This window comes from Deltaproteobacteria bacterium (assembly GCA_035063765.1).
In the GTDB taxonomy this organism is placed as follows: Bacteria; Myxococcota_A; UBA9160; order UBA9160; family PR03; genus CAADGG01.
On the sequence record JAPSFT010000018.1, the window covers coordinates 22,064 to 33,986 of the forward strand.

The following is an 11,923-nucleotide window of genomic DNA, read 5'->3' on the forward strand; positions in this document are numbered from 1 at the left end:
GGCGCGGCGCCGCGCACCTTCCGCCTCAAGCCCGCGCAGGCCCGGGACGAAACGGGGGCATGTCCGATCCCGACGACCCGATCGAGCTTCCCGACGAGCTGCCCGTCGTCCCGCTGCGCCAGTTCGTGGTCTTCCCCTACATGGCGCTGCCGCTCTTCCTGGCCCGCGACCGCTCGGTGCAGGCCGTGGACGAGGCCCTGGCGGGCGACCGCTGCGTGCTGCTGGTCGCCCAGCGCGACGGCGACCTCGAGGATCCGGACCCGGACGACCTGCACCCCTTCGGCACCGTGGCGATGGTGATGCGCTCGATGCGCCTGCCCGACGGGCGCGTCAAGGCGTTGGTCCAGGGCCTCGCGCGCGCACAGGTCGAGTCCTACTCCGAGACCGACGCGAGCTTCGCGATCCGCGCGCGGGTGCGCCCGGTGGAGGCCGATCGCGAGCCGCCCTGGTCGGTCGAGATCGAGGCCGTGATGCGCGCCGTGCGCTCACGGGTCGAGGAGCTGCTCGGCCTCAAGAGCCTGCCGCCCGAGGTGCTGGCGGTCGCCCAGAACGTGCAGGAGCCGGGGCGCCTCGCGGACCTGGTCGCCTCGAACCTGAAGCTGCGGCTCGGCGATGCGCAGGAGGTCCTGGCGCTGCGCGACCCGCTGGCGCGGCTGCGCCGCGTGGACACGCTCCTGCGCCGCGAGCTCGAGGTCTCCGCCGTGCAGGCGGAGATCCAGTCGCAGGCGAAGGAGGAGCTCTCGCGCGGGCACCGCGAGCAGTTCCTGCGCGAGCAGCTGCGCGCGATCCAGGCCGAGCTCGGCGACGCCGACCCGCGCTACGAGGAGATCGAGGAGTACCGCGAGAAGCTGCGGGCGGCCGAGCTGCCGGCCGAGGCCGAGGCCGAGGCGGCTCGCCAGCTCCAGCGGCTCGAGCGCATGCACCCCGACGGGCCCGAGGCGCAGGTGCTGCGCGGCTTCCTCGACTGGATGGTGGAGCTGCCCTGGTCGGCGGCGTCGCCCGACCGCATCGACCTCGCCCAGGCGCGCGCGATCCTCGACGCCGACCACGCCCACCTCGAGCGCATCAAGGACCGCATCCTCGAGCACCTCGGGGTGCGCAAGCTGCGGCCCGAGGCGCACGGCCCGATCCTGTGCTTCGTGGGCCCGCCCGGGGTCGGGAAGACCTCGCTCGGGCGCTCGATCGCGCGCGCGATGGGCCGCGAGTTCGTGCGCGTTTCGCTCGGCGGCGTGCGCGACGAGGCCGAGATCCGCGGCCATCGGCGCACCTACGTGGGCGCGTTGCCCGGCCGCATCCTCCAGGGCCTGCGCCAGGCGGGCACCCGCAACCCCGTCTTCATGCTCGACGAGATCGACAAGCTCGGCGCCGACTTCCGCGGCGACCCCGCCTCGGCGCTGCTCGAGGTGCTCGATCCCGAGCAGAACGCGAAGTTCAGCGACCACTACCTGAACACGCCCTTCGACCTCTCGCGGGTCCTGTGGATCACGACCGCGAATCTGCTCGACCCGATCCCGAGCCCCCTGCGCGACCGCATGGAGGTGATCCGCCTCTCCGGCTACACGCCCGAGGAGAAGGTCGAGATCGCCGGCTCGTTCCTGATCCCGCGCCAGATGGAGGAGCACGGGCTGCCCGCCGACCGCATCCAGTGGACGGCGGGCTCCGTCGAGCGGCTCGTCGCCGAGTACACCGCCGAGGCCGGGGTGCGGAACCTCGAGCGGCAGGTGGCGGCGATCTGCCGCAAGGTGGCGCGGCGCACCGCCGAGGGCGACACGCGCCGGCTCCGCGTCGGACCCCGCTCGCTGCCGGCCTTCCTGGGCCCGCCGCGCTTCCTGGCCGAGGACCGCCACGGCGCCGGTGAGGTCGGGGTCGCGAACGGGCTCGCCTGGACCGAGCACGGTGGCGAGCTGCTGCGGGTCGAGGTGGAGACCACGCCGGGCCAGGGCCTGGTGCTGACCGGCCAGCTCGGCGAGGTGATGAAGGAGTCCGGCCAGGCGGCGCTCACCTGGGCGCGCGCGCACCTCGCGCGCGGCGGCCAGGACGACGCGCCGATCGCGCGCCGCCAGGTCCACGTGCACGTGCCGGCGGGCGCCATCCCGAAGGACGGCCCGTCGGCGGGGATCACGCTCGCCACGGCGCTCGTGTCGCTCGCGACCGGCCGCGCGGTGCGCGCCGACGTGGCGATGACCGGCGAGGTCACCCTGCGCGGGCGGGTGCTGCCGGTGGGCGGGATCCGCGAGAAGGCGCTCGCCGCGCTGCGCGCCGGCGTGACCCGCGTGATCGTGCCCGAGCGCAACCTGCCCGATCTCGAGGAGATCCCGCGCGAGGCGCGCCGGCGGCTCGAGCTCGTCGCCGTCTCGCGCATGGAGGAGGTGCTGGCGGCCGCGCTCGAGGGGGAGACGCCGGCCCTGCGCCGCGTGCCTCCGCCGCGCCGCGGCCGGGCCTCGGCGGCCGTGCCGGCCACGGCCGCTGGCGCGCCCTCCGTACCCGGCGCTCGCGACGACGCTTGACGCCGGCCGCGCGAGCCGGTTGGCTCCCGGCGTGCGCAGGATCTCGGAGGTCGGCGAGTTCGCCCTGATCGCGCGCATCGAGCGCGCCTTGCGCCGTGCCCGCGCGGCCGGCGGCCCGTCGGTCGCGCTCGGCATCGGTGACGACGCCGCGCTGCTGCGGGTGCGGCCCGGCGAGCAGGTGGCGGTCTCGACCGATGCGCTCGTCGAGTCCGTGCACTTCCGCTGGGCGCACGAGCCGGCCGATGCGATCGGGCGTCGGGCGATGAGCGCGGCGCTCTCCGACCTGGCGGCGATGGGCGCGCGGCCGCTCGGGGTCGTGGTCGCGCTGTCCGTCCCGCCCCGGCTCGAGCTGGCGCGCGTCGACGGCCTCGTGCGCGGGCTCGCCGCCGTGGCGCGCCGCTGCGGCGCGCCGCTGGTCGGCGGCAACCTGACGCGCGGGCGCGACACGACCGTGGCCCTGACCGCGATCGGGGCCCTGCGGGCCGGACGCGCGCTGCGCCGCGCCGCGGCGCGGCCCGGCGACCGCGTGCTCGTGACCGGAACCCTCGGCGGCGCGGCCCTCGCCCTCGCTCGGGCAGAGCGCGGCCGCCGGCGCCTCCCCGGTCGCCGGGGGCGAGGACCGGAGCCTCGCCTCGACGCCGGCCGCGCAATCGCGGCGCTGCCGGGCGCCGGCGCCTGCATCGACGTCTCCGACGGCCTGCTCGCCGACCTCGGCCACGTCCTCGAGGCCTCCCGCGTCGGGGCGACGATCGACCCGGCGCGGGTGCCGGCGCCGCGAGGCTTCGCGCGGGAGTGCGCGGCGCTCGGGCTCGATCCCCTCCGCCTCGCGCTGGCTGGCGGGGAGGACTACGAGCTCTGCTTCACCGTGCGGCCCGGGGCGCCGGGGGCTCGAGCTCTCGCTCGCCGGCTCGGCGTCCGCGTCACCGAGATCGGCCGGATCGAAGGCCGGCGCGGGCTGCGGGGTGTGCCCGGGCACGGCCTCCCGGGCTGGACGCACTTCTAGCCCCGGCCCGGCGCCCCCATCGATGCGCAGGCCCGCGGTGGCCTTTCAAGCCAACTCCGCGAGGGGCCGATACGGCTCGCGTGCGCGTGCCGCTCTCGTCCAAGCTCGTCGTCCGCTCGCTGCTCGTGGCGGCAGCCGTGGTGTCCTTCCCCCACCTGGTGGTGGCGGCCGGGCTCACGGTGGCCGCCTGGGTCGCGCCCTTCGTGGCGCTCGGGGTCGGCGGCGGCCTCGGCTTCTTCCTCTCCCGCGAGCTCGGCCACCGCTTCGACGCGCTGCGCGAGGTCACGGCGCGCATCCGTGCCGGCGATCTGCGTGAGGCTCCGCTGCCGCGTCCCTCGCTCTTCCCGGACGAGACCGACGACATCGCGCGCAGCGTGCAGGAGATGCTCGCCAGCCTGCGCGAGGTGGTCGAGCAGGTGCAGCGCATCGGCGAGCGCGTCTCGGCGTCGGCGGGCGGGCTCTCGCGCTCGACACGCCAGAGCCAGGCCAGCCACGAGGAGGCCTCGGCCGCCGTCGAAGGCGTGGCCAAGGGCGTCGCGGACCAGCAGGCGCTGCTCGAGGACGCGATGCGCCGGATTCGCGACATCGCCGGGACCATCGAGCTCAACGCCTCGCGCGCCCGCGAGGCCTTCGGCTTCTCCGCCGAGGCGAGCCAGAAGGCGCACGCGGGCGTCGACGTCTCGCGGCTCGCGCTCGAGAAGATGAAGACCGTGTTCCAGCGCGTCGAGCAGGCCGGCGCGCTGGTCTTCCAGCTCGAGGCGAAGACCCGCCACGTCCACCAGATCACCGAGATGATCCACAGCGTCGCGCAGCGCACGAACCTGCTGTCGCTGAACGCCTCGATCGAGGCGGCGCGTGCGGGCGAGGCCGGCCGCGGCTTCTCGGTCGTCGCCGACGAGATCCGCAAGCTCGCCGAGAGCTCCGGCCGCAGCGCCGAGGAGATCTCGAAGCTGATGCACGAGATCCAGGCGGAGACCGCCGAGGTGGCCGACGAGATGCGCCAGTCGGGAGTCGTGATCGGCGAGGGGCGCGACGACGTGAACACGATCGCCCACTCGCTCGAGCAGATCCAGTCGGCGGTGCAGGAAGCCGCCGGGCGTGCCGAGGAGATCTTCCAGGAAGCCGACGCACAGGCGCGTGACGCCGAGCGCATGGTGGGCGGCATGGACGAGATCGCGCGGGTCGGGATCGCGAACGGCGGCGCGATCCGCGAGGTGTCGGAGGCCGCGCAGGTGCAGCTCGCAGCGATCGCGGAGACGGCCTCGTCGGCGCACGCGCTCACCGAGCTGGCCGACGAGATGCGCGGCGTGCTGCGCCGCTTCCAGACCGGCGGCGCCCCGCCGCGCGCGGAGGCCGGGACGTGAGCGGGCCGAGCCCGCGGCCCCCGGCCGCCGCCGAGACGCGTCTCGTGCTCTTCGAGGTGGCGGGCGCCGCCTACGCGATCCCGATCGCCGAGGTGCTCGAGGTGATGGAGAGTGCGCCGACGGCCGGCATCCCGGGCCTGCCGCGGCGCCTGGCGGGCGTCGTGAACCATCACGGCGACGCGTTGCCGCTGGTCTCGCGCGAGGCGCTCTTCGATGTCGCGGGAGCGGCTCCGGGACCGTCGCAGCACGTGCTGGTCCTGGCCGAGCGCGACGGCGAGTCCGGAATGCTGGGCGTGCCGGTGGACCGCGTGGTCGGCCTGGCGGACGCGGCGCTCAGCCCGCACCAGGAGCCGGGGCTGGTGGTGGAGCGGCTGCCGGTTCGTGGCCGCGTGACGAGCGTGCTCGATGCCCGCCGCCTGCTCGGGCGTGCGGCGACCTTGATCGACGTGTCCACGATGCCCGCGCACGCCCGCTGAGGGCGCGCGGCTGTTTCGAAGGGGAGGGTGACGATGGCGAGCCGGGTCCTGGTGGCGGACGATGCGCGTTTCATGCGCCAGCTGATCCGCGAGATCATCGAGCCGGAAGGCTTCGAGGTGGTCGGTGAAGCGGCCGACGGCCGGGCGGTCGTCGAGGAGTTCTCGCGGCTGCAGCCCGACGTGGTGACCATGGACATCGTGATGCCGAAGCGCTCGGGCATCGACGCGGTGAAGGAGATCCTGGCGCTCGATCCCAGCGCGAAGATCGTGATGGTGAGCGCGCTCGGGCAGGAGGCGCTGGTGATGGAGGCGCTCCAGGCGGGCGCCGCCGACTACGTCGTGAAGCCCTTCAAGCCCGATGCGGTGGTGACGACGCTGCGCAAGGTGATCGAGAAGGGCGAGTAGTGGATCCGGCCAAGTACCGGGCCCTGTTCCTCGAGGAGGCGACCGAGCACCTCGCGGAGATGAGCCGGGCGCTGCTCGAGCTCGAGAAGGATCCCCGCGCACGCGAGGCGATCGACCTCGTGTTCCGCATGGTCCACTCGCTGAAGGGGATGGGCGCCTCGCTCGGCTACGAGGCCGTGAGCGAGCTCTCCCACCGGCTGGAGGACCGCCTCGGCGCGTGGCGCGCGCGGGGCGGCATCGACGACCCGGCCGGGCTGCCGCTCCTGTTCCGCGGCCTCGAGAGCCTCGAGGGCATGGTGGCGGCCGTCCGCGAGACCGGCGGCGCACCGCAGCCCGACCCCGCCCTGGTGGCAGCGCTCGACGCGCACGCGCCGGAGCCGGCCCCGGCCGGGGAGGCTCCGGCCGCCGGCGCGCTGGTGCCAAAAAAAACCCCAGCGCGCGCCCGCTAGCCTCCGCAGGTCGCGCGCCCGAAGCCGGGGCCGCGGAGGGCCCGGAAGCCGAAGGGGCGAGGGCGGCGCCGCCGCCGCCCTCGGTGCGTGTCCCCAACGAGCGCCTCGACCGCTTCCTGTCGGCGGTCGGGGAGGTGATCCTCACCACCACCCAGCTGCGGACCGCCGCCGGCGACGGCGAGCCCGGCTCCGCCGAGCCGCGTCTCGCGCGCGGCTTCGACCACATGGACCGCGTCGTCGGCGAGCTCAAGCGCCGTGCGCTCGAGCTGCGTACCACACCGCTCCTGCGCATCATGGAGAACCTGCCGCGGCTCGCGCGCGAGGTGGCCCTGCGCGGCGGCAAGGCCGTCGAGGTGGAGCTGCGCGGCGCCGAGCTCGAGCTCGACCGCTCGATCCTCGACCGGCTCTACGACCCGCTCGTGCACGTCGTGCGCAACGCCGTCGACCACGGGCTCGAGGCGCCCGAGGCGCGCCGGGCCGCCGGCAAGCCGGAGGTCGGGCGGCTGCTCGTCGAAGCGGTGCGCGAGAAGGACGCGATCCGCATCGCGGTCCGCGACGACGGCGCCGGCGTCGACGTGGACGCCGTCCGTGCGCGCGCGATCGCGCTCGGCGCGCTGCATCCCGACCTCGCCGAGGACCTGCCCGCCGAGGAGGTCCTCCCGCTGGTGTTCCGCGCGGGCCTCTCGACCGCAGCGGCGGTCTCCGACATCTCCGGCCGCGGCGTCGGCATGGACGCCGTGCGTGCCACGCTCGAGTCGCTGGGCGGCGAGGTGCGGCTCGCCTCGCACCGCGGTGCCGGCACCGAGGTGTCGCTGCGGGTCCCGATCGCGGCCGCGGTGCAGCGCGTGCTGCTGCTCGGCCTGGGCCGCGAGATGGTGGCGCTCCCGATCGCCAAGGTGGAGCGCATCGTCGAGGTCGAGGCGCACTCGATCGAGCGCAGCGGCAGCGACGACTTCACGCTGGTGGACGGCGAGCCGGTGCTGGTGATCGACCTCGTGAGCCGGCTCGGCTGGGCCGATCCGCTCCCACCCGGCGCGCCCACCGACGCCGCCCCCGTGTTGCTGCTGCTGGCCGACGTGCGCGGCGAGCGGGTTGCGCTGCGCGTGGATCATCTGGCCGGGCAGCAGGACATCTACGTGAAGCCGCCGCCGCTCCTGCTCGGAGGGCTGCGCGCGCTGATCGGCCTGACGGTGCTCGGCGACGGGCGCCCGGTCTTCCTCGTCGACCTGAACCAGGTGCGCTGAGCAATGGACGCCACCGAGGCCGAACGCATCCGCAGCGAGCTCGACCGGTTGTGCGAGCTCGCGAACGTCGGTGCGGGACACGCCGCCGGCGCGCTCGCGCGGCTGCTCGGCTGCACGGTGTGGATGGACCCGCCGCGCGTGCGGGTGGTGCGCCGCGGCGAGGAGGCGGGGGGGGCGCTGGCGGCGAGCACCTCGGGCGTGTTCTTCGCGGTGGAGGGGGCGATCGGCGGGACCTTCGGCGTGCTCTTCCCGCAGCGCGCGCGCGAGTCGCTGCTCCTGGCGCTGCTCGGCGATCCCGACCCGCACTCGGAGGAGGCCGAGTCGGCGCTCCGCGAGGTCGGCAACATGCTCGCGTCGCACGCACTCTCGGCGGTGGCCGACCTGATCGGCGATCGCGTGCTGCCCTCGCTGCCGGTGCTCGCGGAGGAGGGCGCCGGCGCCGTGCTCGGCGCGCGCCAGGCGCGCGGCGAGCCGGTGCGGATCGAGTCGCGGCTGGTCGACGGCGCGGGAGGGCTGCGCTCGCTGCTGGTCTGGGTTCCCGCGCCCTTCCCGTCCGAGGCGCCTCCTCCCGACCTCTGATACCGTCCGCCTCCCCGGGTGCGGGGACGGCGCGGGAGGTCGGCTTGGACCGCGATCGGCTGCGCGCGCTGCTCGCGCAGGTGCGGAGTGGCGAGGTGGGCGCCGAGGAGGCACTCGAGCGCCTCGCGCAGATGCCCTTCGTCGAGACCGCGCACGCGCGGGTCGACACCCATCGCGCGCTCCGCCAGGGCCTGCCGGAGGTCGTCTACGGGCCGGGGAAGAGCGCGGAGCAGATCACCGAGGTCGTGCGGGTGCAGCGCGACGCCGGGCTCTCGGTGCTGGTGACGCGCGTCGAGCCCGACACCGCGGCACGGGTCTGCGCGCAGCTTCCGGGCGGCGAGCACGACGCGGCCGGCCGGCTGCTCTGGTACGGGCCCGCGCAGGTGCCGGTGGTCGGCAAGGGGCTCGTGCTGGTGGTGTCGGCCGGCACCTCGGACCTGCCGGTGGCGGCAGAGGCGGCCGGCGTGGCCCGGCGCTACGGCAATCGCGTCGAGCTGCTTGCGGACGTCGGCGTGGCCGGCCTGCACCGCCTGCTGGCGTCCTCGACGCTGCTCCGCCAGGCCCGGGTGCTGATCGTGGTGGCGGGCATGGAAGGGGCGCTGCCCTCGGTCGTGGGCGGGCTCGTCGACAAGCCGGTGATCGCGGTGCCGACCAGCGTCGGCTACGGCGCGTCGTTCGGGGGGATCGCGGCCCTGCTCGGCATGCTCACGAGCTGCGCCTCGAACGTGTGCGTGGTCAACATCGACAACGGCTTCGGGGCCGCGCATGTCGCAACGCTCGTCAACCGGCTCTGAGCGGCGCGTCCCGCCGGCGGGCGCGGCGCCCGCTGCGGGCCGCCTGCTCCACCTCGACGCGTTCTCGGGCCTCGCGGGCAACATGCTGCTCGGCGCCCTGCTCGAGCTCGGGCTGCCGCAGCGCACGCTGATCGCCGACCTCGGCGGCCTCGGCGTGCCGTTCCAGATGGTCTCGCGCCGCGTGCGGCGCGGAGCGCTGGTGGCGCGCTGGGTGGACGTGCGCGTGCCGCGCCCGCGCTCCGGCGGCCGCCGGGCGGTCGCGCGGAGCTCCGCCTCCCGCCCGCACCCGCATCCGCACGGCGCTGATCCCGCGCACGCCGGCGCTCACGAGCCCGGCTCCGTGCGCGTGCGTCCTCGCGCCGCGGCGCACGGCGGAGGCCGGCGCTACACCGAGATCCGCCGCCTGCTCGAGCGCGCGCATCTCGCGCCGGAGGTGCGCGCGCGCTCCCTCGCGGCCTTCGCCGCGCTGGCCGAGGCGGAGGCCAGGGTACACGGTATCGCTGTCGAACAGGTCCACTTCCACGAGGTCGGCGCGGTGGACGCGATCGTCGACGTCACCGGCGCCGCGATCGGCCTCACGCGGCTCGGCGTCGGGCGGGTCACCTGTACGCCGCTCCCGCTCGGGCACGGCACCGTCGAGACCGAGCACGGCCGGCTGCCGCTGCCGGCGCCGGCCACGCTCGAGCTCCTGCGCGGGATCCCGGTCGCGCCGGCGCACCTCGCCTGGGAGACGGTGACGCCGACCGGGGCCGCGCTCGCGCGTACGCTGGTCGACGAGTTCCGCGAGCTGCCGGCGATGACGATCGAGAGGATCGGCCTCGGCGCGGGCAACGACCGGGCCGGCGGGCTCCCCAACGTGCTGCGCGCCGTGCTCGGCCGCGGATCGGGGGCCAGCGTCGATCGGGTCGTCCTCCTCGAGTGTCACATCGACGATCTCAATCCCGAGCACTTCGAGTACCTCATGGAGCGGCTCTTCGAGGCCGGTGCGCTCGACGTCGCGCTCCAGCACCTGCAGATGAAGAAGAACCGTCCCGGCTTCGCGGTCCGGGTGATCGCCCGGCCGGCCGAGCGGGAGGCGCTGGCCCGGGTGCTCTTCGCCGAGTCCACGACCCTGGGGGTGCGCGTCAGCGAATCCGACCGGATCGTCCTCGCGCGGGAGGAACGCCGCGTCGTGACGCCCTTCGGCCCGATCCGGGTCAAGGTGGTGCGGGACGCCGGCGGCCGGGCCACGCCCTCGGCCGAGTACGAGGATTGCAAACGGGCAGCCCGGCGGGCCGGCGCACCGCTGCGCGAGGTGGTCCGGGCGGCCGAGGAGGCCGCGCGAGCTCCCGACACCGGGAGCCGGCCGCGTCGCCGCCAGCGTTGACAAGGCCGAGCCGTGGCTCCTACGATCGTGCCGCTCCCGAGCGGCTGCTCGAGCCACCCAGGAAACCCAGGAGGTCGGTAGATGGGGGATCTGCCCAACGCGGTCGTGAAGCGCTTGCTCACCAAGCACGGCGGTGAGCTGCGCGTGTCGGGGCCGGCGATCGACAAGGCCGTCGAGGCGGCCGAGGGCTACCTCGCGCGCCTCGCCCAGGAGGCGCAGGCGCTCGCCGTCGCCGACAAGCGCAAGACGATCATGGACCACGACATCGCCAAGGCGCGCCAGAAGCTGGAGTCACCCGGTTACTAGACGCCCCGCTCGTAGGGAGCTCAGGCCGCCGGCGTCGCCACCTCTGCGAGGTAGTCGATCCAGGTCCGCTCCGCCCCCGGCTCGAAGCCGCAGAAGCGCAGCCCGAAGCCGTCCGGACCGAGCGCCGCCGCCGGCAGCCGGTAGATCGGCTCGGCATCGACCTGGAGCGTGGCGCCGTGGTCAGGCAGGTGGAAGGCGAAGCGCTGCCGCACCAGCGCCGGCGCGGGCGTCCGCAGGAAGACGCCGCCGCGTCCGACGCTTGCGGTGACGCCGGGCGCGGGGCAGCCGGCCCAGGAGATCGAGAGCGCCTGCTCGTAGCGCGCGAAGCGCCGCCGGTCGGTGGCGGCGATCTCGGCCAGCGCATCCGCCGCCGCAGGACCTTCGAGCGGGCCCGCCCAGTAGGCAGCGGCGCCGGCCGCGTCGGCGGCGCTGCGGCGGCCCTCGCGCGGGCGATCGTCCACGAGGGCGACCGGGACGTCGAGGATGCCCGGCAGCTCGCGCAGCGCCGGGATCAGCTCGCTGCCGTCGCCACGGTCTAGCCGCGCCTCGGCGAGCACGACCTCGAAGGTCCGCTCGCGGAAGGCCTGCATCGCCTCGCTTGCTCCGCGCGCCGACTCGACCGTGAAGCCGCGCCGGCGCAGTGCCTCGTGCAACGCGCGGTCCGCGGCGAGGCGTGCCCCCACGACCAGCGCGGGGACCAGCCGGACGAGCCGCGGTGCGGGCAGATCCGCATCGATCCGGCGCGGCCGGTCCCGGCGCTTCTCGCGCGCCAGCGCCTCGAGCCGCGCCGTCACCGCGAGCTCCAGGTCGATGGCCGTGCTGCAGCCGCGGTCGGGCTCGAAGACGCGCTCCTCGGCGCCCGTCAGCACCATCCCCGAGAGCGGCCCGCGCGAAGGCAGCACCACCTGGTGCGGCTCGATCGCGAGGCCGCGCGCGCGCGCGTCCTCGAGGCCGAGCGGGAAGCTCCACTGCGGGGCGCCGGCGGGGGCCTCGGCCGTCACGCCGAGTCCGTCGAGCCAGCGACGGGTGCGGGCGAGCCCGTGCATGCGCTCGCGCCATGCGGTGCGCACCCGGGCCTCGAGCTGGCGGGCGTTCTCGCAGTCGAGGATCCGGACGAGCGGCACGTGGAAGAGCGCGAGCGGCGCCAGGCACTTGATCCGGTCGTGCCCGACCGTGTAGAAACGCAGGGCGCGCAGGCGCCGCGCTCCCTGCGGCGTCTCGAACGGCTCCGGCCCGACGGGCAGGGTGACGAGCAGCGAGCGGCCGCCCGCGAGCAGGCCAGCCTCGAGCCCCATCGCCTGGAAGCGGCGCTGGAGGATCTGCTGGCGACGGAGCTCTTCCGCCTGCGCCACGCCCGGTCCCTCCCGGCGTCGATTCGGCCCGACGCCGGCGCCGCTTGAGCCGCCCCCACGGACGAGAAGGGCCCCGGT

General features: G+C 75.5%; 12 protein-coding genes. 11 read left to right on the top strand and 1 reads right to left on the bottom strand.

What is annotated here, in order from left to right; all coding sequences use genetic code 11:
- Positions 1-59: 59 nt before the first annotated feature.
- The 11 genes from lon (at position 60) to OZ948_14025 (ending at position 10,493) form a co-directional block, all read left to right on the top strand.
- A complete protein-coding gene (gene lon / locus OZ948_13975) occupies positions 60-2,507 on the top strand; it encodes an endopeptidase La (GenBank protein ID MEB2345834.1) in 2,448 nt (815 codons plus the stop codon).
- Positions 2,508-2,538: 31 nt separating this feature from the next.
- Entirely contained in the window at positions 2,539-3,510 is a 972-nt protein-coding gene (thiL, locus tag OZ948_13980) for a thiamine-phosphate kinase (GenBank protein MEB2345835.1), read from the top strand.
- Positions 3,511-3,590: 80 nt separating this feature from the next.
- Positions 3,591-4,874 (top strand): methyl-accepting chemotaxis protein, encoded by a 1,284-nt coding sequence (locus OZ948_13985; protein ID MEB2345836.1) that lies wholly within the window; start codon positions 3,591-3,593, stop codon positions 4,872-4,874.
- Positions 4,871-5,350, top strand: a complete 480-nt coding sequence (locus tag OZ948_13990) for a chemotaxis protein CheW (protein ID MEB2345837.1) — start codon at positions 4,871-4,873, stop codon at positions 5,348-5,350. The genes OZ948_13985 and OZ948_13990 overlap by 4 nt, the downstream gene beginning before the upstream one ends.
- 33 nt (positions 5,351-5,383) lie before the next feature.
- Positions 5,384-5,755 (top strand): response regulator, encoded by a 372-nt coding sequence (locus OZ948_13995; protein MEB2345838.1) that lies wholly within the window; start codon positions 5,384-5,386, stop codon positions 5,753-5,755.
- Positions 5,755-6,204, top strand: coding sequence for an Hpt domain-containing protein (locus OZ948_14000; GenBank protein MEB2345839.1), 450 nt, complete (start codon positions 5,755-5,757; stop codon positions 6,202-6,204). Before OZ948_13995 ends, OZ948_14000 begins: the two co-directional genes overlap by 1 nt.
- Before the next feature lie 83 nt (positions 6,205-6,287).
- The gene (locus tag OZ948_14005; protein MEB2345840.1) at positions 6,288-7,448 is read left to right on the top strand and encodes a chemotaxis protein CheW; all 1,161 of its coding nucleotides are present in this window, start codon (positions 6,288-6,290) and stop codon (positions 7,446-7,448) included.
- A gap of 3 nt (positions 7,449-7,451) precedes the next feature.
- Complete coding sequence (locus tag OZ948_14010) at positions 7,452-8,027, top strand: chemotaxis protein CheC (protein ID MEB2345841.1); 576 nt, start codon at positions 7,452-7,454, stop codon at positions 8,025-8,027.
- A 44-nt stretch (positions 8,028-8,071) separates the two neighbouring features.
- On the top strand, positions 8,072-8,821 hold the full coding sequence (gene larB, locus OZ948_14015) for a nickel pincer cofactor biosynthesis protein LarB (protein MEB2345842.1): 750 nt from the start codon (positions 8,072-8,074) through the stop codon (positions 8,819-8,821).
- On the top strand, positions 8,793-10,187 hold the full coding sequence (larC, locus tag OZ948_14020; protein MEB2345843.1) for a nickel pincer cofactor biosynthesis protein LarC: 1,395 nt from the start codon (positions 8,793-8,795) through the stop codon (positions 10,185-10,187). The genes larB and larC overlap by 29 nt, the downstream gene beginning before the upstream one ends.
- A gap of 81 nt (positions 10,188-10,268) precedes the next feature.
- On the top strand, positions 10,269-10,493 hold the full coding sequence (locus OZ948_14025; protein MEB2345844.1) for an NFYB/HAP3 family transcription factor subunit: 225 nt from the start codon (positions 10,269-10,271) through the stop codon (positions 10,491-10,493).
- A gap of 20 nt (positions 10,494-10,513) precedes the next feature.
- Here OZ948_14025 and OZ948_14030 read toward each other — a convergent pair whose 3' ends face one another.
- Positions 10,514-11,845 carry a hypothetical protein gene (locus OZ948_14030; protein MEB2345845.1) on the bottom strand — a complete coding sequence of 444 codons (1,332 nt, stop codon included), beginning with the start codon at positions 11,843-11,845 and terminating at the stop codon, positions 10,514-10,516.
- Positions 11,846-11,923 lie beyond the last annotated feature (78 nt).